The sequence below is a fragment of the Cerasibacillus sp. JNUCC 74 genome (assembly GCF_053667775.1).
On sequence record NZ_CM132207.1, the window covers coordinates 3,954,151 to 3,978,252 of the forward strand.

The 24,102-nt window shown below is 37.3% G+C and carries 21 protein-coding genes; 13 read left to right on the forward strand and 8 right to left on the reverse strand.

What is annotated here, in order from left to right:
• Positions 1–3 precede the first annotated feature (3 nt).
• The 5 genes from hxlB (at position 4) to JNUCC74_RS17475 (ending at position 4,380) form a co-directional block, all read left to right on the forward strand.
• On the forward strand, positions 4–561 hold the full coding sequence (gene hxlB / locus JNUCC74_RS17455) for a 6-phospho-3-hexuloisomerase (RefSeq protein WP_454066292.1): 558 nt from the start codon (positions 4–6) through the stop codon (positions 559–561).
• 16 nt (positions 562–577) lie between these two features.
• Positions 578–1,207 carry a bifunctional 4-hydroxy-2-oxoglutarate aldolase/2-dehydro-3-deoxy-phosphogluconate aldolase gene (locus JNUCC74_RS17460; RefSeq protein ID WP_454066293.1) on the forward strand — a complete coding sequence of 210 codons (630 nt, stop codon included), beginning with the start codon at positions 578–580 and terminating at the stop codon, positions 1,205–1,207.
• A gap of 405 nt (positions 1,208–1,612) precedes the next feature.
• A complete protein-coding gene (gene rpiA, locus JNUCC74_RS17465; RefSeq protein ID WP_454066294.1) occupies positions 1,613–2,302 on the forward strand; it encodes a ribose-5-phosphate isomerase RpiA in 690 nt (229 codons plus the stop codon).
• A 25-nt stretch (positions 2,303–2,327) separates the two neighbouring features.
• Positions 2,328–3,275, forward strand: coding sequence for a sugar kinase (locus tag JNUCC74_RS17470; RefSeq protein ID WP_454066295.1), 948 nt, complete (start codon positions 2,328–2,330; stop codon positions 3,273–3,275).
• A gap of 676 nt (positions 3,276–3,951) precedes the next feature.
• Positions 3,952–4,380, forward strand: a complete 429-nt coding sequence (locus tag JNUCC74_RS17475; protein ID WP_454066296.1) for a pyridoxamine 5'-phosphate oxidase family protein — start codon at positions 3,952–3,954, stop codon at positions 4,378–4,380.
• Positions 4,381–4,769: 389 nt separating this feature from the next.
• On the opposite strand, the gene JNUCC74_RS17480 is transcribed toward JNUCC74_RS17475, so the two are convergent.
• From JNUCC74_RS17480 to JNUCC74_RS17515, 8 genes are all read right to left on the reverse strand, one after another.
• Positions 4,770–5,456 carry an ABC transporter ATP-binding protein gene (locus JNUCC74_RS17480; RefSeq protein ID WP_454066297.1) on the reverse strand — a complete coding sequence of 229 codons (687 nt, stop codon included), beginning with the start codon at positions 5,454–5,456 and terminating at the stop codon, positions 4,770–4,772.
• A 3-nt stretch (positions 5,457–5,459) separates the two neighbouring features.
• Entirely contained in the window at positions 5,460–6,527 is a 1,068-nt protein-coding gene (locus tag JNUCC74_RS17485) for an ABC transporter permease (protein ID WP_454066298.1), read from the reverse strand.
• Positions 6,528–7,076: 549 nt separating this feature from the next.
• On the reverse strand, positions 7,077–9,083 hold the full coding sequence (gene tkt, locus JNUCC74_RS17490) for a transketolase (RefSeq protein ID WP_454066299.1): 2,007 nt from the start codon (positions 9,081–9,083) through the stop codon (positions 7,077–7,079).
• 197 nt (positions 9,084–9,280) lie between these two features.
• Complete coding sequence (locus JNUCC74_RS17495) at positions 9,281–10,546, reverse strand: class II D-tagatose-bisphosphate aldolase non-catalytic subunit (RefSeq protein ID WP_454066300.1); 1,266 nt, start codon at positions 10,544–10,546, stop codon at positions 9,281–9,283.
• A gap of 205 nt (positions 10,547–10,751) precedes the next feature.
• On the reverse strand, positions 10,752–11,816 hold the full coding sequence (locus tag JNUCC74_RS17500; RefSeq protein WP_077318666.1) for a PTS fructose transporter subunit IIC: 1,065 nt from the start codon (positions 11,814–11,816) through the stop codon (positions 10,752–10,754).
• 78 nt (positions 11,817–11,894) lie between these two features.
• Complete coding sequence (locus JNUCC74_RS17505) at positions 11,895–12,209, reverse strand: PTS fructose transporter subunit IIB (protein ID WP_077318665.1); 315 nt, start codon at positions 12,207–12,209, stop codon at positions 11,895–11,897.
• 23 nt (positions 12,210–12,232) lie between these two features.
• The gene (locus tag JNUCC74_RS17510; RefSeq protein WP_077318664.1) at positions 12,233–12,688 is read right to left on the reverse strand and encodes a PTS sugar transporter subunit IIA; all 456 of its coding nucleotides are present in this window, start codon (positions 12,686–12,688) and stop codon (positions 12,233–12,235) included.
• The gene (locus tag JNUCC74_RS17515) at positions 12,685–14,628 is read right to left on the reverse strand and encodes a BglG family transcription antiterminator (RefSeq protein WP_454066301.1); all 1,944 of its coding nucleotides are present in this window, start codon (positions 14,626–14,628) and stop codon (positions 12,685–12,687) included. Before JNUCC74_RS17515 ends, JNUCC74_RS17510 begins: the two co-directional genes overlap by 4 nt.
• Positions 14,629–15,291: 663 nt before the next feature.
• Between JNUCC74_RS17515 and JNUCC74_RS17520 the strand changes: the two genes are divergently transcribed.
• The 8 genes from JNUCC74_RS17520 (at position 15,292) to JNUCC74_RS17555 (ending at position 24,083) form a co-directional block, all read left to right on the forward strand.
• Positions 15,292–15,990: an HAD family hydrolase gene (locus JNUCC74_RS17520; RefSeq protein ID WP_077318661.1), complete on the forward strand. Its 699-nt coding sequence runs from the start codon at positions 15,292–15,294 to the stop codon at positions 15,988–15,990.
• 586 nt (positions 15,991–16,576) lie between these two features.
• Positions 16,577–17,554, forward strand: coding sequence for a ring-cleaving dioxygenase (locus JNUCC74_RS17525; RefSeq protein ID WP_454066302.1), 978 nt, complete (start codon positions 16,577–16,579; stop codon positions 17,552–17,554).
• Positions 17,555–17,937: 383 nt separating this feature from the next.
• Positions 17,938–18,717, forward strand: a complete 780-nt coding sequence (locus JNUCC74_RS17530; protein ID WP_077318659.1) for a MurR/RpiR family transcriptional regulator — start codon at positions 17,938–17,940, stop codon at positions 18,715–18,717.
• A 590-nt stretch (positions 18,718–19,307) separates the two neighbouring features.
• The gene (pfkB, locus tag JNUCC74_RS17535) at positions 19,308–20,225 is read left to right on the forward strand and encodes a 1-phosphofructokinase (protein ID WP_454066303.1); all 918 of its coding nucleotides are present in this window, start codon (positions 19,308–19,310) and stop codon (positions 20,223–20,225) included.
• Positions 20,226–20,231: 6 nt separating this feature from the next.
• Positions 20,232–21,659, forward strand: a complete 1,428-nt coding sequence (locus tag JNUCC74_RS17540; protein ID WP_454066304.1) for a PTS fructose transporter subunit IIC — start codon at positions 20,232–20,234, stop codon at positions 21,657–21,659.
• A gap of 7 nt (positions 21,660–21,666) precedes the next feature.
• Positions 21,667–22,131: a PTS sugar transporter subunit IIA gene (locus tag JNUCC74_RS17545; protein ID WP_454066305.1), complete on the forward strand. Its 465-nt coding sequence runs from the start codon at positions 21,667–21,669 to the stop codon at positions 22,129–22,131.
• 1 nt (position 22,132) lies between these two features.
• A complete protein-coding gene (locus JNUCC74_RS17550) occupies positions 22,133–23,005 on the forward strand; it encodes a class II fructose-bisphosphate aldolase (RefSeq protein WP_077318656.1) in 873 nt (290 codons plus the stop codon).
• A 217-nt stretch (positions 23,006–23,222) separates the two neighbouring features.
• A complete protein-coding gene (locus tag JNUCC74_RS17555) occupies positions 23,223–24,083 on the forward strand; it encodes a Cof-type HAD-IIB family hydrolase (RefSeq protein ID WP_454066306.1) in 861 nt (286 codons plus the stop codon).
• The last annotated feature ends 19 nt before the right edge of the window (positions 24,084–24,102 follow it).

Here is a 24,102-nt window from a genome sequence, read left to right on the forward strand (position 1 = left end):
AAAATGAGGAAGACACTAGATGCTATTGCATCAGAAGTAACTCACGTATTACAAGCAGTTAATTCAGATGAACTAGTGGTATTAGCAGAAGAGCTAAAACGGGCGAAATCTATCTTCGTAGCAGGAACAGGAAGATCAGGTTTGATTGGAAAAGCGTTTGCCATTCGGATGATGCATAGTGGTTTTTCTGTTTATGTTGTTGGAGAGACAATCACCCCAAGTATGGAGTCTGATGACTTATTATTGATTATTTCTGGTTCTGGCAATACAGGGACACTGACGTACTTTGCTGAAAAAGCAATGGCTATCCATGCGAAGATTGCTTTGGTAACAGCCAATCGGCGATCTAAAATTACGAAGTATACGCATTGTCTTGTAGAAGTTCCGGCTGCTACAAAACAGCGACTGAACTCAGAGCCGATTACTATTCAGCCGTTGGGCAGTCAATTTGATCAAGCCGCTCATATCGTGTTAGATGCTGTCATTGCCTATTTAATACGGCAGTATCCCGAGCAAACGTCAGAACAAGCATTATTGCAAAAACATGCCAATTTAGAGTGAAATGGAGAGAGGTAACATGGAACCTATAAAAGTTATTAAAGAAACCAAGGTAGTTGCTGTGATAAGAAAGGCAAATGAGAAAAATATTGTAGCGATCTTACAAGCTTTAGCTGCTGGAGGAGTAAAGGCAGTAGAAATCACTGCAGAAACTCCAAATGTAGCAAGCGTCATTGCAGTCGCACACGAAAAAATGAAAGACGATATTTCTATTGGAGCAGGAACAGTACTTGATCCAGAAACAGCGAGATTGGTTATGTTAGCAGGAGCGGATTTTATTGTTTCGCCAACATTAAATATAGCGACACTTAAGCTGGCAAATCGTTACGGCATCCCAGTGATACCAGGAGTGTTAACCCCAACAGAGATTGTGACAGCCTATGAACATGGAGCAAGCATGGTGAAAATCTTTCCAGCTGAAACGGTAGGACCTTCCTATATTAAAAATATTTTAGGCCCACTTCCACATATTGAAGCAATGGTAACTGGCGGCATAACGTTAAATAATATGAATGATTATTTAAAACAAGGTGCTAAAGCAGTAGGAATCGGCAGTAATCTTGTTAACGCACCATCATTAACAACAGAAGCAGACTATGAACAGTTAACCAAAACGGCAGGGGAATATATAAAACGAGCAGCGGAATAACTCCGCTGCTTTCGCGTAGGGGAGATAATTAGTGAAGGTTATGGATAGGGCTCTCTCTTTTGGAGTGGCTTGTTCTAATAATGGTAATCTAGATGGCGACGTTTTGCTGCTCACAATCAAACATCATCTGATAATCCATATCAAACCGGTATGCTTAAGTTTAAAGAAGTTATAGACAAGAATCAAATGGAACTATTAAAAGTTGACGTTCATACAGGAGCTATGGGAGCAGAAGAGACAGTGGTGGATTAACTCATGCAAACATACTTGTTTCGATGATGTTTGCAGGTGTGTCCGGAACATCACAAGCAGATGCAGCAAGTGTATTAGGAGAATTATTGAGTTATTATAAATGAGTTAGTATTGCTCAGGAATTTTTTACAAATCACTGAGGAGTGTGGAACAATGAATGATGTAAATAGAGATAAACGCGCAGCTGCAAAAGCTGCCGTGGCCTACGTTAATTCTGGGATGACAATTGGGTTAGGAACCGGTTCAACGGTAAATTATCTGTTAGATGAATTAGCAAAGCGAATTTGTCAAGGATTAGAAGTAGAAGGGATTCCTACATCGATAAAAACGGAAAAGCTAGCAAGAGAAAAAGGGATTCCGTTGACTGATTTTTCCGAAACGACGAAGGTTGATCTTGCCATTGACGGGGCCGATGAAGTGGATTCACAGTTACAGCTAATTAAGGGTGGCGGTGGATCGCTGGTACGCGAAAAAATTGTAGCAGCAGCAGCTGATCAGCTTATTATTATTGTCGATGCTTCAAAGAAAGTGTCTAAGCTAGGAGCTTTTCCATTACCGATTGAAGTCGTGCCCTTTGGCTGGGAAAAAACAGCGGAAAGAATTGCGGCATATGGATGTACTCCAGTATTAAGGAAAAGCGGAAGTGATCCGTTCATTTCTGATAATGGTAATTATATTTTGGATTGCTTATTTCAAACAATTGCGCAGCCGGAGCAATTACATCAACAAATGAAACAATTAGTTGGCGTAGTGGAAACAGGGTTATTTCTCCACATGACCGATAGACTTTTAGTTGCAAGAAATGGGATTGTCGACGTAATCACAAATCATACAATAGATTAGCAGAAATTTTGGAGGAAAAAATGGGATGGATGTTATAACGATAGGCGAAGCAATGATCGTATTTAATCCAGGATCTACGGGACCATTGAAGTTTGTTCACACATTTGAAAAGCAAGTTGGCGGTGCTGAACTCAATGTAGCTATTGGCTGCTCCCGATTAGGACTCAAGTCAGGTTATATTAGCAGGCTTGGAAATGATGAGTTTGGCTGTTATATCCGTAATTTTATTCGCGGGGAAGGTATTGATATATCACAACTAGCTTTCGTTGATGGTTACCCTACCTCGCTGAATTTTAAAGAAAGAATGGAGGATGGCAGCACTCGAACGTTTTATTATCGGGATAAATCACCGTTGGTAACGATGACGGTGGATGATTTAGATGAAAGCTATATCCAACGAGCAAAGATTCTGCATCTTACTGGGATATACCCAGCCATTGATGATCGAAATATTGCTGTCATGGAAAAAGCCATTGATCTTGCTAAAAAGCATCATGTAAAAGTTTCTTTTGATCCAAATATTCGCTTGCGGATGTGGTCCAAGGAAAAAGCGAAAGAAGTATTAGAACAGTTTTTGCCTAAGGTCGATATTTTACTCACCGGTGATGAGGAAATGGAAATAATAATTGGTGAAAAAGACCCGTTATCGATTATTAAAAAAACAAGGGAATTAGGAATTTCTTTTGTAGCAGTTAAGCAAGCTGATAAAGGATCAGTCGGTTATTATCAAGGAGACATTGTAAAGGCAGCTCCTGTTCCAGCTCTAAAAGTTGTTGATACCGTAGGAGCGGGTGATGGATTTAATGCTGGCGTACTTTACGGCTTGCAACAAAATTGGGATTTAACCAAGATCTTACATTTCGCCAATACGATAGGTTCGATGGTGGTGCGTGTTGTTGGAGATAACGAGGGACTCCCATATTATGAAGAAGTACTTCAACAGCTTGGCAAAATCAAACGGATTGACAGGTAAAAGAGTATCAAGAAATGTGAAAGTTCATGAAGTACTCTTAATGACAAATAAATTTATATAAGTCAGTTCCTTATCCTCAACTTGTTCCAAAGGAAATTAAACAACCGGAGTCCCTATCAGTTCAGGACACAGGCTGGATAATTTGCTTTTTTAATACTGTCTACTTGACAGGGGACACATCAATCAGCGGGAGTTTTCTTTTACCTCCCACTATGGTTAATACCACATGGGTATGACCTAAAGGCCTCTGAACAGTATCGGACATTTGACTTGCAGTTGATTTCCCCACTTATCTAGGTTTCACCTCGTAACATGGAACGGCAGGTCTTACTGGCTAAAAGTTAGATGGAGGCAACTGATATTAAGGGAGTACAATAAATTTCAAATATCACTTTTAACACGATGCTTTAACAAGGATTGCTGAAGCTTTCGATAACAACACCATCAGATAATCTGAAATTTTTGCTATTTATACTGAATTTATAATGGAGTTGAATCAAAATCGATTGCTAAGGAATTTATGCAATCATGCTGAAATAACGAAATAAGCAGGAGTACGTACGATTATATTGCAAAGAATATGAACAATAAAGATTTTGTGTTTAAGATTCCCGGATGAAGGAATAATACAGATAAGACAATTAGTTGGATATGTCTATGAAAAGGGGTGTAAATATTGAAGCAAGAAGCATTAAGAAAAGAGATTGAGCATATCTTAGAAAATAGCTATATAGGTCCGATGGCAACAGTAAAAAGGAATATGCCTCACTCTAGGTATATGACATTTTATCATAATAACTTAACCCTATATACATTAACCGATAAAGATACGGAAAAAATGGAGGATCTTGAAAAGAATCCTTATACGCATATTATTCTCGGATATGAAGGAGAGGGAATGGGCGATGCGTATGTTGAATATGAAGGCAAGGTAAGCTTTAACGAATCTGCAGAACTAAAAAAACAATTATGGAGTAATCAACTAAAGCAATACTTCTCTAGCCCAGATGATCCAAACTTAATCGTTTTAGAAATAAAACCCTTGCATATCCGCTTAATGAATAAAAAAGGTGAAGAAAGTCCACAAGAATTAGAAATAACGTAACGAATAAGCATTAGAGTCAACGGTTAGAATTCGTCATATAGAGTGCAACAATCCGCTGTGAAAGCTGAAAAACAAAAAAGATGTCGTAAAATCGGAACAGAACACTGTAAAGTCGAACCAATATACCCGAAAGTCGAAACAAAGCTTCATCAAACCGTACTAAAATGCCCAGAAATCGGAACAGAACACTCCGAAGACGAACCAGAGTATCTCCACAGTCGGGCGAACATACCACGAAGTCGGACCAAAAATGTATGAATAAGTATAACTAAAACAATGCAAATTCAGGGCACGAAAAAAGTAGCCAGTTGCGGTATTCATGCAACTGGCTACTTACTTTATCGTGCTTAGTATATCTGCTTTTTTCGGAAGAATCAATAATGATGCGGTTAACTCTTGGTTCTTTCTGTTTGTAAGCTAAGTCTTCCATCGGTAATCTTGTATACTTTGTTACAGTAGTCAATGAGTCGCGTATCATGCGTAACGACAATAGTTGTTTTATTATTGTTTACAGTTAGCTCTTTAAGCATTTCCATAACTTCAAACGCGCGATCAGAATCAAGCGAAGCAGTTGGTTCGTCAGCAAGTATAATACTTGGATTTGTATACAATGCTTTTGCGATAGCTACACGCTGTCTTTCACCACCTGATAAATCGGCTGGAAAACTGGTTAAAAGCTTCTCCATTCCTAAAGTCTGATAAAGCTCTTGAAGTTTTTCTAAAGGTAAATTATCTTTTTTCACCTTATCTAATAACTGCAATTGTTGTTTGACATTTAGATAAGGAACTAAATTTGAGGCTTGCAGAACAAAGCCAATTTCCCTTAATCGGATTGCTGAACGTTGTTTTTCTTTTAAATTGGTAATATCCGCACCGTTGATCAACACAGTTCCATTCGTCGGAGTTTGCAAACCTCCTGCAATCGTTAAAAAGGTACTTTTCCCTGAGCCGGAGGGACCAATTACGGCAATTAATTCGTTCTTATTCGCGGAGAAATCAGTTGGCTTTAACGCCTCAATTTCCGTATGACCTGAACCAAAAACTTTATTTACTTGCTTCATTTCAAGAGTTGCCATGGTTTAACCTCCAATCGCTTTTAGTGGATCTACTTTTACAATTGTTTGAACAGAGAAGAGTGCTCCTAATATGGAGACAAAAATAAGCACGACTCCATAGATAATCAGATCTAGATAGTTAAAGTCAACAGGTACGGCCTCAGGTAAAAATAATCCAGTTATTATCGTTAAAATAAAGCCAATGAAAACACCGGCAATGGAAAGCAAGAATGTTTGGGCAATAACAGACCCTGCTAAGTATTTACTGGAGATCCCTTGAGCCTTCATTACACCAAAAATACTTACTTTTTGAATGGTAAGGACGTATAAGAAAATGGCGAGTACTAGAGCAGAGATAACAAATAAGAAATAAATCATCAATGTTAATGTTAAATTTTGCTCCGAGTAGCCGGGAAGATTTTCTATAAATGTAGAAGTATCCACGACTTGCAGATTTTCGTTTACTTCCACATTTGACAGATCAGTAGTCCGAATAACAAAGGCATTTATCTGATCTTGATAGCTATCAGCAGCTTCCCCGTAGCGAATTTTTTGCACGGTATCTAAATCAGTATAAAGGACAGGAGAAGCACTGAATTTTGCATTCTTCGTAAAGCCCACAATAGTCAGCTTTTCCTCTGTCGACGAAAGATTTAATTCATCACCAAGCTCAAAACCCTCATTTTTTAGGGAATCATTTGCGATGACTTCACCTGTTTTGTCAAACTCTTCTCCCTCGGTTACATTTGGCATAATAAATTCATTTTTATTTATACCAAAAATTGCTACATTGGACTTATTGTTTCCTGAAGTAGCTATGGAACTGATCTGAGAAAGGCTTGCATATTCATCTGCGCCTTCGCCATTGTAATCATCCAGCTTTAAACTGGATTGAGGTAGATTAATGTCTGATTCCTTTGTCAAAATAACTCCTTGACTATCCCATTTATCAACAGCTGCTTTATTCATATTTTCTAAACCATTTGCCAATCCCGATAAAAAGAAAACAAGGTAGGAAACGAGTATTAATACACCAATAATCAAGGTAAAACGCAATTTATTGTTTTTTATTTCATTCCAAGCTAGAAACATGTTCTCCCTCCCAATAATAAGTTTCTTTTTATGACATAAACACCCTTAATAAATTGTAAAGGATTATTTTAGCGATTCCTAGCATATAAGCTTAAGGTAGCAGAAACAGAATGATGATTGCTGAAAGTAAATTGTGTTATGTTATAGTAATGTCAAGAGGTGAAGGGTCGATAGTCAAAGCAGTTGTATGGGTTTGGGCTATTATATAATATAAGTGGAGAAACAGAATTTGCTAGTTGTTGTCAAAAGATATGGCGGAATATGTTAGGGGAGGATGGACTGGGTATATATGAAAGACGTGATTGCTTTTTGTGGTAAACGTTCCTGTCGAAGCTGGACAGTGACGGTGCCAGAAGTTGCTCGAATATAATGATGAATCCATGCATAGTTAAGATGAAAAAATTTCTCATCTTAACTATGCAATAGCTTTCTAGGACTATCTTTGCAGGAATAAAATAACGTTTTTTTTGCTAAATGACTAAAAAAATTACATTAAAGTATACTACGTTACGCTTTACTTTTCATTACCTTCAGGGTCATATAAAGCAGTCATTCGTTGCAAAATACTTCTAGATATTTCCGTACAATATAATTTGTGGTAAAGTTATATGCTTTTACTACTTCTTCTCCTTTACCAGAAGCGCCAAACTTATCAACACTTATATTTATCCCGTCTAAGCCAGTATATTTACTCCAGCCAAAATTAGAACCTAATTCAATCGAAACTCGATTTCGTATATGATTTGGCAGAACATGAGCTTGATACGTTTTATCTTGTTGATCAAATAAATCAAAACTTGGCATAGAGACAACAGAAACATCAATTTCGTTTTCTGATAATTTCTTTTGAACTTGTATCGCTAAGTTAACTTCAGATCCGCTTGCTATAATAATGCCATGTTGGGTGGTACTTCTAGCGGGGGATAATATATAAGCCCCTTTTTCAACTCCAAACCTGGCTTTTTCTCTAGTACCAGGTAAGATAGGTAAGTTTTGGCGACTTAAAATAAGCAATGTTGGTTTAGATGTTGAGCGAATCGCCATTCTCCACGCTTGAGATGCTTCATTTCCATCAGCAGGACGGATAACACTAATATTAGGCATAGAGCGAAAAGATGCTAATTGTTCAATCGGTTCATGAGTAGGACCGTCTTCACCGACGCTAATAGAATCATGGGTGAGAACATAAATTCCAGGAAGATGAGAAATCGCTGCAACTCGGATCGCTGCCCGTAAATAATCAGAGAACACAAAAAAAGTCCCCACATACGGTATCGTTCCACCATGTAAAAGCATTCCATTCATTATTGCACCCATAGCAAATTCTCTAACGCCAAACCAGATGTTACGTCCTGAGTAATCCAGAGGCGAAAAGTCTTTAGATTGGTGGATCATAGTATTATTAGAAGAACTTAAATCTGCTGAACCTCCCCAAAATGAAGCTAGCTTTTTGCTAATTGCCTGAATAGCGGCTTCACTTGCTTTTCGTGTAGCTATAGGTGTATCTGTAGTCGAGTATCTTGGTAATAGATCTTCCCAATTTGCTGGTAGGTTACCGTTTAGAACATCTATTAACTGTTTGCCCTTCTTAGGAAATTGCTGCTCATAGGTAGCAAGTAAACTATTCCATTGTTGCTCTCTTTTTTCACCTGGTTTGACTAATTGTTCATGAAAGCAGAGCGCAACTTCTTTTGGTACAGTAAATGGAGGAAAATCCCAACTATACTTTTCTTTAGCTATCATGGTATTTTCTTTTCCTAAAGGTGATCCATGTACTTTATTCGTACCTTGATGAGGAGCACCATAGCCAATAATTGTTTTAACTTCAATAAGCGTAGGCCTTTCTGTTTCTGCTTTTGCTGTTTCGATTGCTTTAGAAATAGATTCTAAATCATTTCCATCTGCTACTACAATATGCTGCCAACCATAAGCAATAAAGCGAGCTCCGACATCTTCCGTAAATGCTTTACTAGTTGGACCATCAAGTGATATATCGTTGGAGTCATATAACACAATTAACTTTCCTAATTTTAAGTGCCCGGCTAATGAAGCGGCTTCTGCAGCTACTCCTTCCATTAAATCACCATCGCCACACAAAGTATACGTATAATGATCGATAATGGGAAAACCGTCTTGATTATAAGAAGCAGCTAAGTGTGCTTCAGTCATCGCCATACCTACTGCATTGGCGATACCTTGACCTAAAGGTCCCGTTGTAGCTTCAACGCCATCTGTTACACCAAATTCAGGGTGTCCAGGGGTACGGCTTCCCAACTGGCGGAAATTTTTTAGATCATCTATTGTAACATCATATTCTGCTAAATGTAATAAACTATAAAGCATGGCAGAGCCATGACCGGCTGATAGTACAAAACGATCCCTATTAGCCCATTTTGGGTTTTTAGAATTTACTTTTAAATGCTTTGTCCACAGTACATAAGCCATTGGTGCAGCTCCCATTGGTAATCCGGGATGACCTGAATTTGCAGCGTTGATTGCATCAATGCTTAATGCCCGTATCGTATTAACTGCTAAATGATCAATATTATCAAACATAGTAAACACTCCTAGGAAAAACAGAAAAGGGGACCTTCTTTAACCATCGACTAGAAGTATTTCTAATCAAGAGTTATTGAAGGAAACATCTAGTAATAGTAATAACCCGATTGGCAAACGATTAAAATCAGTGGGGATGAGGAGTTCCTTCCCCATCCCTATTGATTAGAGCTATCTATCCCTTCAATTCTGCTTTTTTATAGTTTTTCTTTAATTCTCGTCGTAGCACCTTGTAGGTTATAGCATTCTACATAATCGCGTATCGGTCGTTTAATATGTTCCACAATAAAGCGCTGTCCATTAATATTCACCTGATTTAAATTAGCATATAATTTATCAATCTCCTTCTTCACTTCTGCAAGGTTGAATGTGTAATGTCCGGCAATGTCTAAAATAGCAGTAGATAGTTCAGCGTCCTTCATAATTTCATCAACCGTGAGCTTTGTTTGGTCTCCAACCATCCATTTTCTCCATCGTTCACTTTTAATAGCATGATAGAGCAATACATCTAGTAAATTAGATGGATTTTCAATCAAACCGTAATCTTTTAACTTCTGTTCGACACTAGCTAATTTTAAATAGCCTCTTGTTTCCTCTGTTCCATACTGAGGCGCTACGTTTGTTGCTGCAATCTGTGATGGAATATGCTCTAGTAACGAGACATCATCTAAATAATCACCATTATGTTCTTTTAAACCAACACCATATTTTTTCGCCATTTGGGCGAGCTCATAGGCATTTTCAAAATTAAATTGTCCCACTTGTTCCGTTTTTCTCACTAATGTTCCGGTTTGTCCAACAATAAAAGTAGGCATTGGTAATCCCTTTTCATCTAATTCTTCTTGTAAGCGAAGAATAAATGTTTCATAAATATTTGTAGATGTTAGTCCCCCATTTGTTTCTTCTGTACCTACTTCATAGCCAATTTCCGGCAGATTTCGAGCTTTTCTCTCCTGTTCGCAGTACTCAATTAATTCCACGGTGCGTTCAATTACCGTCTCAAGTGGTATTACTTTTCCCACTTCGAAGGGATCTTTTGTCGGGTCAATCATTAATAGGTCAAAGCCCGCTTCAATATCCGCTAAATATGATTTTTTTCCTAGAGCCATTGCTTCATTTACTGGTAAATGGTCATTTCTTTCTTTGTCTCGTTGCCACGGACCACCGTGATCTCGACAAACATAGTACAAGCCGTTAAAGCTTGTTTTTACTGCCATTTCTTTAATAGCTTCCATAAAGGTAAACTGATTCCATCCATTTACATAACCACCGCCAAGTTCATCCATATCTACTTGGTTTCTGCTAGCAATGAACATTAATGGAAAATCATAATCTCTAGCTAATTCAAAGCTTGCTTGTAATAAATTCTTTGACATTGGGCCAATACCTAATAATGTTGCGCTTTTATCTTCTTCTTGCAATTCTAACAATGCTTTAACAGTTGATTTGATAGGTGTTTTCATAATTATGATTCCTCCTGTTGTAAATAATGGTGCTGTTCAAAAAGCGGGCAGTGAAGGTCAAGAAGTACTAGAGTGCCAACGTCTTGGTTAAATTTAATAATTGCCGGTTAGATGTTAGATCTATTGGAAACCAATACAGATATTCGTATGGTTAATTTCTTGAAGAAGCTTTATTAAGTTAAAAGATTCACATAAAGACCAACATTTATTTAGTTTTAGGTAGCTCAGCTTCTGGAAGATCAGGTTTTGTAAAATGTAATATTAAAGCTGTTACAAGTGACCCTATCAGCATGGCTAAGAAGAACCATAGTTTCCCATCAACTGCGCCAATGACGATTAATCCTCCATGCGGAATATACGTACCTACATTTTGCAGCATGCCGATTCCACCGCCAACAGCGCTACCAATCATAATGGCAGGAATTACTCGTTTTAAGTCATTTACGGCAAACGGAATTGCTCCTTCGGTAATACCAATCAATCCCATAAAACCAGCACTAACACCCATTCCACGCTCTGCCTTCGTATATTTTCTTCGTGAAATAAATGTAGAAATAGCAAGTCCTAATGGAGGAATAGCAACAGCGATACGGTGGGCACCATTTGGCTCAAAAATACCTTCTGCCATTAAAGCTAACGTAAAGGCAGTCACAGTTTTATTAATTGGTCCTCCCATATCAATAGCGGTAAATGCACCAATGACCAATCCTAAAAGTAAGGCGTTACCTCCCTGTAATGAAGATAGGAAATCAACGAGTGATGTTACAAACCCAGATAGTGGTTGAGCTAGGATATAAATATAAACCATCCCAACAATAAATGTAGTAATAATAGGAATGATTAAGATAGGCATAATAGTCCTTATCGTAGGACCAACTTTCCACGTTTTTACATATTTTGCAAGATAGCCAGCCATAATTCCGACAATCATAGCTCCTAAAAACCCAGTAGATACACCTTCATCACCCAATGGGGTATTAGCAATATGACCTAGTATCATACCAGGAATAAGTCCAGGCTTCCCTGCAATAGAATAGGCAATATAGCCAGCTAAAATTGGGATCATCATAGCAAAACCTGCTACTCCGATTGTGTTTAAATTTTGTAGAAACGGGTTTGTTACAACCATTCCTTCATCTGTTGGCGTTCCTGAAGATAATGCGATTGCTAAAAATATCCCCCCGACAATTACGGAAGGCATCATGTACGATACCCCAGTGCTAAACGCTTTTTTTAAATCCTCTCCTACTTTTTTACCATTGAAGGACATAATTATCCCCTCCTAATTCAGAATGTTCAAATAAAATAACTGACACGAATAGTAGGACAAATGTATCGCTTTTTTAAATTATAAGTTTTCTAGCTGATCAATGACATTGCTTACATTTTTAATAACGACAGATGGATCTAATGTAATAACTTTTCCTTCCTCTCTTTTTTCATCAAAACGCTCATCACCTTCAATGCCAATAGAAATAGCGAGAATGACTGCGTCTGCGTTGGCAATTTCTTCATCAGTTAATTCATTTTCAATTCCCATTCCACCTTGGGTCTCTATCATTGCTTCATACCCTCTTTTTTGGCATTCCTTTTCTATCGCTTCTTGTGCCATGTATGTGTGTGCAATTCCCGTTGTACAAGCTGTAACACCTACGATTTTCATGGTTCATTTCTCCTTCTTAATAGTTAGTTCTTGATTCTTTCATTAATTTCATTTAATTGTTTAAATGCAGCTTTCGCATCCGTACATGCGAATAGTTTTTTTCTAAACACTTCATCCATTAGCTTTTTGCTTACTTGAGAAATATATTTAAGATGAATTTTACTACCGCCATTTTCAGGAACACCGATTAAAAATATATGCTTTACGAGATCATCTCCTCTCTCATCCCATTGAAAGCTGTTTTTTGTACTTAAGTAAGTTATAAATGGTTCATTTATAACATGGGATTTTCCATGGGGAATAGCAACATTAAAATCAACAGAAGTTGGAACTTGCTTTTCTCGATTTAAAACAGCTGTCATAAACGTTTGTTTATCAGTAATTAAATGGTTTGTAAACGCTTGGTTAACTAAAAACTCCAATACATCAAGTCTATTATGAAGGTCGACATTTAAAAAAATCATTTCTTTGTTGATCAAGATATACCACTTCCTAACAAGCTGATAAATTTATCTTTACTGGATTTTATCCATAATTGTTCTACTGTTTCTTTATCTTCAATTAAATTGTAAACACAGCTAAGTATTTCTTTAACATGCTGTAAGTCTCGTTTGGAAATACAGATAAAGAAGACAACATGGATTAATTGCTCATTCCATTTCAACGGTTTCTTATTAACATAAATGGCAAGTACGGATTTTTTCACGAATTGTGGGTTTCCGTGCGGAATAGCAACTCCAGTTGGTAACACAATATCTCCTACTCGCATTCTCTCGAATACGCTTTCTTTATATGCCGTATTTACATAACCTTTTGCAACTAAATTATCTATGACATCGTGCATAGCTTCAGTCATACATTTATATTCACAGTCAAATTCAATCAATCTTTTGTCGATATATGGTTTAATTTTAGTCAAGCAATAATGGACTTCTTTTTTTGCTTTGCGTTTATTGTCTGTTAAAACAAAATTAGCATTGTAAAATCTCGAAATATTTTCCATGTCATCATTGCTTATAAGCGGTGACACCACAATTAATGGTGTATTCTGTACTTTAATATGTGCAGTTGAAATAATAAAATCTACTTTTTTTAGATTGACTTTAGTCATTTCATCAAAAGATGCTATTTCTATTAGATCAAGGGGCGGAAGTATTTTCCGAACTCTATTTAATAATAGTCCAGACATGGTGATTCCGGTTGGACAAATAATTAGCACTCGTTTTCTTAGCTGCATACGATCAAGTGCAGATTGGAAATAAATCATTAGAAAGCCAATTTCATTTTCGGTAAATTTTATATCTAATTGATCTTCAAATCCGCTCATCACAAACCATGTAATGTTGTACATTAATCCAAATTCATGCTTGATTTGCGTTATGAATGGATTTTGAACAGAATAATTATGTTTTAGTCGATAGATCATCGATGGAAAATGCTTTTCTAATTGACTGGATAATTTATTATCTTTTGTTAAGTCTACCTTTAGCATTTTGCTGACTTTTACTAATATCTTTTCTATAATTGGCTTAAAATCCATGTCTATTTCGCCTAAGCTCATTTTATTGGCAGCCATATGACGATTAAGATATGTTGCGTCACCTTTAGTGAATTTAATTCCAGTCATACCAGATATTTCTTCTAAAATGATGTTAGGTTGATTAGAGTTTATTGATTGCTTTAATGACTTAGCTTGAATATGGTGTCCTAATGATGCTCTGTAGGTTAAAACAATAATGATACTTAAAATATTGTATACATAATAGTCGGCAATCAATTCCAATTTATTAACGGCAAACTTATAAAGCGAGTTATGACATATTTCTACTAATTCTTTTCCATAAAGTTCATTGAGAAAATCATATTTTTGTTGTTTGTTTTCTGAAAAAGCCATCTTTTTTGCTTCATATTTGCTGATTAGTGCATTGAACAAGACAAGTGTGTTTTGCAGCTCTTGCTCGGTTCCTTCTATTCGTGTTCCTTGTGTATCGCTCACTAATTGTACAGTTGATTGATTTAAGAATTGTTCCTTAATAAAATTTAAATCATTATTAATTGAACTCTTGCTGACGAAATAGTGATCGGCTAGATTACTTAGTGTGACCGTTTCCTGATTAAACAGTAAGCGTCTAATAATTTGAATTCTTCTTTCTTTCACACCATATAGCAATTTAGGAGTTAACGTATCTGAATGGTCGAATTCAACAGCCTTTTTATTACCAATTAATTTAATTCCTACCCCCCTTTTTCTGACAAGTTTAAAACCTAATTTATGAACGTAAAGCTCCATTTTTTTGATATCTGAGTGAACCGTTCGTGTAGATACATGCAATTTATTTGCAAGATACTCTGCAGTTTTCATTTCAGATTCTTTCATAAGCAATTTGATTAAAAGCATTTGTCGATTCGTTAACTCCACTGTTGTAAACCTCCTTTAGAGCAAAACTTAAAGAGATTTTTATGACGATAAAATGTGAACCTCATTACATATTTAAGTTTATTCCTACCTGCGATTAATGTAAATGACAGTTTGTTTCAATAACTAATTGCAAAATTATAAACGCTTTCATAATAAGCATTGCAGAGATATTGGAACCTTTTCCCAATTAATGGGGAGGTGAATGATGGTATTTGACAACCCGGTATTATCTGATACTATCTTGTACTATAAGAAAGTATAAAATTTTAGGGTTTATCCCGCATGTAAGGTGCCGTAATCTCCCACTTCAAGTCCTGAATTGATACAAAAGGGTCAAAGTGGGAGAAAACGGCACCTAAATGCCCGATTGGTTCAACTAACATTCCGTGTAAAAAGCATTCCACGGAATAAAGTTTCACTTTATCCCGCATGTAAGGTGCGGTAAGTTTCCCACTTCAAGTCCTGAGTTCGTGCAAAGGGTCAAAGTGGGAGAAAACGGCACCTAAATGCCCGATTCGTTTAACTAACATTTCTTGGGAAAAGCATTCCAAGAAATGAAGTTTCACTTTATCGTATAAGAAAAACTACAGCTTTCGCTAAAAACTTGGCGATAAGCCAAGTTTTTCTAATAAGAGTACTCAGTTTAAGTTGAGGAGCGAAACCATGACTATCATAGCCTTTGATTTAGATGACACCTTATATGATCGAACCTTGCCACTACAGAAGACATTTAAAGAGTTTTCAGCAACGAAACAGCTTAACTTTAGTCAAATTTATCCCATCTATCAAAAAAATAGTGATATCGGATTTGAACAGGTGACTAGAAAACGTTGGACATTAGAAGAATCTTATGTATTTCGTATTCAAGAGACGTTACAGGAATTAAATATTACGATTACTGAGCAGGAAGCTCTAGCATTCCAAGCAATGTATAAAAATAATCAGGAGCATATCGAATTAAGACCTTATATAAAAGAGATATTGGATTTCTTGCAAGATAAAGGGATACAAACGCTTATTATCACGAATGGGCCATCACGTAACCAGCGGAAAAAAGTAAAAAATCTAGGGTTAAATAACTATTTTTCTGACAAAGAAATTATCGTTTCAGAGGAAGAACATCTTGCAAAACCAGATCAGAAAATATTTGAATTAGCCGAAGATAGATTCCGCTTTACGAAACAGGGTGCCTGGTATATTGGCGATAACTATCAAATCGATATGATTGGTGCCCATCAAGCCGGATGGACAGCCGTTTGGCTTAATCCAGCAAAGCAATTACCCGCAAATCAACCTAGTGTAGCGAATAAAACAGTACACACTACGGAAGAATTAAAGTCTTACTTATTTCACGTGTTATAAAGCAATGTTAAGTGATTTTGCTATACGTTAGCTGTAACTAGTACATGTATTACGTAGATACATTACTAGTAGATTGTAAGAATTATCCGCTTTCTGTACTCCATTATTCTAAAAGTGATGTTAGGATAATGGATTTTCTTATTGTATAAGAAATTATACATTTTATTGATGTTTTAAGAGAAGAGTATTCCTTGAATGGAGTTTCACTTTACCCCATGTAAGGTGCCGTAAAACTACAACTTAGTGAATAGAGAAGTATACATTGTAGAAACGGCACCTAAATGCCCGATTGGTTCAGAGGCCTTTAAGGTCATACCCTTGCGGTACTAACATTTCTTGGTTAAAGCATTCCAAGAAATGAAGTTTCACTTTACTGTTTTCAGAAGGTTTGCCGTTTGTACGCTGGAAACCAAGTGTTTTAGATTTTGTTCGGTGAACATGATTATCTGTAATTTATGGTATGTAACATAAATAAGTGCATTTGGGAATACATCTAGTATAAGTAGACATAAGTAGTAATTTATGTTATTTTTATTATGAATTAAGATATTTTTAATTCATAATAAATTCGGTGGGAGGTTTTAATATGAATCAGTTAAAGGGGATTCATCATGTATCGGCTATTACGAGCAGTGCAGAGAAAATTTATGAGTTTTTCACATATGTACTTGGGATGCGCTTAGTTAAAAAGACAGTAAATCAAGATGATATTCAAACGTACCATTTGTTCTTTGCAGATGATAAAGGCAATCCTGGTACGGATATGACCTTTTTCGATTTTCCGGGAATTCCTAAAGGCTCACATGGAACGAATGAGATTTATAAGACGTCTTTTCGTGTTCCTTCTGATGCAGCTCTTACCTATTGGGTAGAACGATTTGATCGCTTGGAAGTGAACCATACAGGAATCCAAGAGCAATTTGGCAAAAAAACATTAGCTTTTGTTGACTTTGACGATCAGCAATATCAATTGATCTCAGATGAACATAATCACGGTGTAGAAGCAGGGATACCTTGGCAAAAGGGACCTATTCCATTAGAGTATGCCATTACGGCATTAGGACCTATTTTTATCCGAATTGCTAAATTCGATCATTTTAAAGAAATTCTGGAAAACGTGTTCGAGTTTACAGAAATTGCCGAGGAGAACGGTTTGCATCTGTTTGAAATGGGAGCAGGAGGAAATGGTGCTCAAGTAATTGTGGAACCAAATGATACGATGCCTAATGCACTTCAAGGCTATGGGACAGTTCATCATGTAGCCTTTGGGGTGGAAGACCATGACATGTTAGAAAATTGGAAAACGCGAATGGAAAACGTCGGATTCCAGACTTCCGGGTTCGTTAATCGATATTATTTTGAATCGCTTTACACGCGCGTGGTACCGCAAATTTTGTTTGAATTCGCAACAGAGGGACCTGGATTTATGATTGATGAACCATATGAAACACTAGGGGAAAAGCTGTCTTTACCGCCATTTCTTGAGCCGAAACGAAAAGAAATTGAGCACATGGTACGACCGATTGATACAGTTAGAAGCACGATTAAATTTACGAAGGAATAGCTCTGGTATATTGTGACAGCAAAATTAATGAGATAAGCTTTATTTATAGAAGCGTAACGAAAGCAAGGAAACACCTTCCATTCAGTGGTGTTTATGAATCTGTATAATGGATAGGCAAGACTGAGTCCTATCATGATGGAAGTCGTTCGATCTTGACGGGGAAAGCTTTAACGAATACGATAAGATATAAGATGAAGCATTCTCTATACTCTTTCCGTTTTAAGTTTGTAAAGGTAGTTTACAACGATTAATTGTTGAAATGGACAGAAATATCCCCCACTAGCGGGTGGGGGACAACGTCATTTTCTAACCGTTAGTAGGGTTGAAAGCCCCTTGATTAGTATGGCATATTTCTGACGTACCCCATGAATGGGAGGGTTAACATGGACAAGCCTTTATTCAATATTCCTCATCAAACGTATTCCATGCTCAGTCAAAGTGAAAGGTACTTACTTGAGTTCATTCATGAGCATATGGATGAAATAGCTGATATGTCAATTGTTACACTTAGTGAACAGGCAAATGTATCGACAGCAACGATTGTCCGATTAATGAAGAAAATTGGTTATAATGGTTATACTTCATTTAAATATCGATTGAAACAAGATAAGCAAATGGTGGATACCAATGATTTACTGGCAGATATTGATGATGATATTAAACAGGTCATTAAGAAAAATGAAGAAGAAGTATCGCGAACGATTCAGCTACAGAGCATTGGACAAATTGAAGATGTTGTTCAGAAAATGTATAAAGCAGAGCGGATTTACATTTTTAGCCGCGGTTTTTCAGAGATGATTGCAAAAGAAATGATGATTAAGCTGCAAGCATTAGATAAAATCTGCGAAACACATGAGGATCCGAATATTATTCGGGTGAAATCCCGCAAAGTTACGAGACATGATATCGCGATTTTTATATCGTTAAATGGTGAAACGGAAGAGCTGGTAGAAGCGTGTCAAAACTTAAATATTAGACAAGTAACGACAATCACCTTAACCACCAAAGTGGATTCGTCCTTAAGCCGTTTATCTGACATGACTTTATTAGGTTATAAAACAGAGCATTCCCTGTTTCCGGAATATGAAGTACGCTCTCGTCTATCACTTAATGTCATTGCGAGGATACTGCTTGACTCTTATGTGATTCGAACAAGAAAATAAGAAGTTGTTTTTAGCCACTTACTGAGGCAGGAATTGTTTCTCAGTGAGTGGCTTTTTTGTTTAGGAACTGATATCTGTTTCCCCATGGTGGATAACTTTTTTTAAAAGAGTAGCTTCGTCGTCTAGCTTAAGCGCTCGTGTTGCATCTAGTAAACTTCGCTTTCTAAGTCAGCATTGACTTGCATCTAAAGCGTGCACTCAGGTATCGGTATATCCCTAGGTTTCCTTTATCCAGATCCCGAATAAAAGGAGCCATACTTTTCTTATTCTAAAATCTGCTTATGTTTTGCGAACATAATAAGAAAAACGGCTCCTAAATTCCCGATTCGTTTAGGGCGACAGAGCAAAATTACTGCGGTAGCAATACTCGCGATTTTTAAAAGGATGTCGATCACAAAGGCGTTACAACAAAGAAATTACGAACTTCGCCTTTGATCTACTGTTTTATCCTGTCAGAAATTCTCCAGTTTGTACGTCTAACTTGAGTGCTTTTAGCTTTTGCTCTTGTATATGGGTTTACATAAACTGAAAACATTTACATAAAAATCTGTGCCATACTAAAAGTAACAAAAGAGAAAGAAGGTGAGGCTGTGATCTATACATGCACAATGAACACCGCAATCGATTTGTACGTGGCGATGGAAGCGTTAAAGCCGAATACTGTGAATCGAACATACGATGAAGATTACCAGCCAAACGGAAAAGGTGTCAATGTCTCTTTGATGCTGAAAAAAATGGGAATAGCTAATACGGCGTTAGGATTTATCGGTGGATTCTCAGGTGATTTCATTCAAGAAGAACTAGAGAAATTAGATATTACTACGGATTTTATTAAAGTCGATGGCAATACACGTATTAATGTATTTATAAATGCGGATGAGGAATACAAAATTGTCAATCGAGGACCAGTTATTCATCAACAGGCTTTAGATAAACTGTTGAAAAAAATAAACGAAATTCCTGCAGAAAGTATCTTAATCGTATCCGGGAGTCTTCCGCGTGGGGTAGATGAACGCGTTTTAGTTACCATTGCAAACATTTGTAATAAGAATGCTGTGAAACTGATCCTTGATTCTAGTTCACCTGTTGTATTAGAAACACTTCCTTATGGTCCATATTTACTAAAGCCGAATGAAGATGAACTGGCACAGCTATTTGGCGAAAACTCCCTATCGGAAGAGCAGATGATAGCATATGGCGAAGAATTGATTCAGCGGGGAGCAAGACATGTCATTATTTCCAGAGGAGAAGACGGGGCATTATATATAGATAAGCAAACCGTCATCAAATCGAGTTCCCCTAAAGGGAAAGTAGTCAACACTGCTTGTGCGGGAGATGCTTTATTAGCTGCTTTTATCGCCAAAACAATCGGTAATAAAAGTCCGGTTGAGGCACTTGCTTATGCTGTAGCTACAGGTGCTTCGACAGCATTTTCTAAGGGATTAAGTGATTTAACGGATATACCAGAGTTAATGAATCAAGTTCATATAACAAGTTTAGGGAGGTAAAAAAGCATGACAAAGAAAAAAATTGTTGCTGCTACAGGCTGTCCAACTGGTATTGCACACACATTTATGGCTGCGGAAGCTTTACAAAAAGCAGCTGAAAAATTAAATGTGGAAATCAAAGTAGAAACACATGGGCAAGTCGGTATTGAAAATGCATTGACACCACAAGATATCAAAGAAGCGGATGGTGTCATCATTGCTGCTGATAAAGATGTACAAGCAGACCGTTTTCATGGCAAGCCGGTTGTAGATGTTCCGGTTGCAAAAGGAATTCGGGAACCAGAAACACTTATTCAGCAAATAATAAATGAACAAGCTCCAGTGTACTATGCTTCCGATTATGAGGGAGCCGGTGAACAGGACGCAAATAATGTTGAAGGTGCAACTCACCATACGAATGGGAAGTGGGTCCATACGATTTACAAACATTTAATGAATGGTGTATCTCATATGCTGCCATTTGTTGTCGGTGGCGGGGTACTCATCGCTGTATCATTTTTATTTGGTATCTACTCCGCTGACCCGAAACATGAGCAATACAATGAATTCGCAGCTCTTTTGAAAGAGGTTGGGGGTTTGAGTTTTAGTCTGATGGTGCCAATTTTGGCAGCATTTATTGCCGAATCGATTGCGAAACGACCGGGTATGGTAGTTGGCTTTATTGGCGGTTTATTAGCTAGCCAAGGTGGAGCTGGGTTTTTGGGAGGTATATTAGCAGGATTTATTGCGGGTTATATTATCATCTTCTTACAAAAACTATTTAAAAATTTACCACGCTCGTTGGATGGATTAAAGTCGATATTTTTGTATCCAGTACTTGGTATTTTTCTAATCGGTTTGATTATGAAACCAATTATCATTCCGGTTACAGGGTTAAATGAAGGTTTGATGGATTTCTTAGCGTCTGTTCAATCAACGAATCCATTATTACTCGGTCTGATTGTCGGTGCTATGTGTGGATTTGATATGGGTGGTCCATTTAACAAGGCGGCCTATGTAACAGGCACTTTATTACTAGCTGAAGGTAACTTATATTTTATGGCTGGTGTTTCAGCTGCTTGTATTGCCCCACCATTGATTATTGCTTTTGCAACTGTCATGTTTCCAAAATATTTTTCTAAAGAGGAGCGAAATGCTGGAGCTGTTAATTTTATTTTAGGCTCTACCCATATTACGGAAGGTGCTATTCCATTTGCCGCTAAAAACCCAATCGTCGTTTTACCAATTATTATGCTTGGTTCGAGCATTGCGGCAATAATGACGTATCTGTTTAAAGTACAGGTACCAGCACCACATGGAGGATTTTTAGTTCTACCTGTCGTAACAGGAGCATTTCAATGGGTACTATCTATACTTGTAGGATCGTTAGTAGGAGCATTTCTCTATGGAATATATCGGAAAAACGCTGCTCAAAAGAAAAAAATCGAAGGGTGATGAAGTTATGAAACAGATGATTCAGCCAGAATTTATTAAACTTCAAGCAACAGCATCTTCACAGCAAGGAGTCTTTCAAACGATTGCTGATATCGCTGTTGCCAATGGAATTGCCAATTCTGCTGAAGCTGTTGTAGAAGGGCTAAAGGCTCGAGAAGAAGAGAGCACAACCGGCTTTCAGGAAGGGTTTGCTATTCCACATACCCAAGTGGATGAAGTGGAGAAGCCAGCAATTATTATTGTACGTACGGAAACAGGAATAGAGTGGGAGTCATTTGATGGGAAGCCGGCATTTTTCTTTCTATCCTTGCTCATTCCGAAATTGGAGGCAGGGACAACACATTTACAAGCACTATCTGCATTATCGCGAGCATTAATCAATGAAGAAATCAGACAAGCGATGCTAACAGCAACAACAGAAATCGAACTTGCTCATATTGTAAGTCAAGCTATCTCAGGAGAGGACGATTAATATGCCACTTATATCAACGACACCAATGCTAGAACAGGCAAAAAGCGAAAATTATGGAATTGTTGCTTTTAATATTCATTCTTTTGACAGCATTTATTGGGTATTGGAAGCAGCAGCGGAAATGAGATCACCAGTTATTTTACAAACAACTGTAGGTACTGTGAAAGCACTCGGGGCAGAAAATATCGTGAAAGTTGCTACAGCAGCAGCAGATTTTTATAACATCCCAACAGGTCTCCATTTGGATCACTGTACTGATTATGAAGTCATTAAGCAAGCTGTTCGTGCAGGCTACACATCTGTCATGATCGATGCTTCCAGGCAACCATTTGCGGAAAATGTGCAGCAAACGAAGCAAGTGATGGAACTGGCAGGATCTTTAGGTGTAAATGTAGAAGCAGAACTAGGCAAAGTTGGTGGGGTAGAAGAAGATATTGTCGTTTCTGAAAAAGATGCCCAAAAAGCGGTACCAGAGGAGTGTAAGAAGTTTGTTTCCTTAACTGGTGTACCAACGCTTGCCCCAGCAATAGGTACAGCACACGGGATATATAAAGGTGAACCTGAGATTGACTTTGCACGAATTGAACAAATTAGTAAAATCGTAGACATTCCGCTCGTATTACATGGAGGTTCGGCTGTACCAGAAGATGATGTACGTAAATGTGTAGCACTAGGTATGGCAAAGGTTAATGTTTCGACAGAACTAAAAAATGCCTACTCTATTGCCATTCGGGAGCATTTTGTAGACAATCCTGATAGCCTGGATCCACGAGCTTATTTACAAAAAGCGAAGGAAGCAGCAAAATCAATGGTAATATCCAAAATTAAAATGGTTGGCAGTGAAGGTAAGGTGGAGGATGCGGTTATTAAATAATGGGGATATAGCTCACGTTATTAACCAATTTTATTTTCATTCACTATCACGATCAATTTGTGTATAAATAAATACCTTTACGCTGCACCTTATACGAAGCACATTATGAAAAGGTCTTTCTCGAGCATTGAGGAAGACCTTTTGATACAATAATAGAGTAGATAATGTGAAGAGGCTAACATTAATACGATTGCTAAGTAAATGAGGAGGGGACGCATTGAATCTAATTGCGATTGACTTAGATGGAACATTACTAGCAGATGATGGGACGATAAGTATGGAGAATGTTCGTTCTATTCGCGAGGTACAGGATAAAGGACATGTTGTATCCATTGCTACCGGAAGATCTTTGCAGGATACGAAGGAAATTCTTCGTCGCTCTAATCTTGATTGCCCCATAATTGTCGGCAATGGTGCAAGATCATTTCATCATGGAATAGATTTACATCAGCTATATTTAAAAACCGATGTAGCGAAAGAATTAATATCATTTTTACGAGAATTGGAAGTATACTTTGAGATGTATACAAATGATGGTATATTACTAGAAAAGCACATGGAAACAATTTTACGAAAAGAGTTACCTAATGTCAGTAAAGATATCCCCGTGAGTCTTGATCAACTGATTGCAATTCAGCGTGGACAACATGGCTTACAAATAGTTGATGACTATGAAACGGTCTGTTCATCGTATGAGGGAGTGTATAAAGTATTTGTACTATCTCTGCTTAGCAAAAAGCGGGATCAATTAAAGAATTGGATTGACTCAAGGAAGGATATATCCATCACTTCTTCAGGGAGAGAAAAACTTGAAATTGCTCATCATCGAGCAAGTAAAGGATATGCACTTGAACTACTGGCAAAACATTTTAATATCCCAATGAAAAATACAGTTGCAATTGGGGATAATTTTAATGATCTATCTATGTTCAGAGTAGCTGGAATAAGCATTAGTATGGGAAATGCCGAGGATGAAGTAAAGCAAGAAACGACATACACAACTAAAAATTATGATCAACATGGAGTCGCTTATGCATTGAGAACCTATGTCCTTGATGATACAGTGGTGAAGAAATGATGAAGACATGTGTCAATCA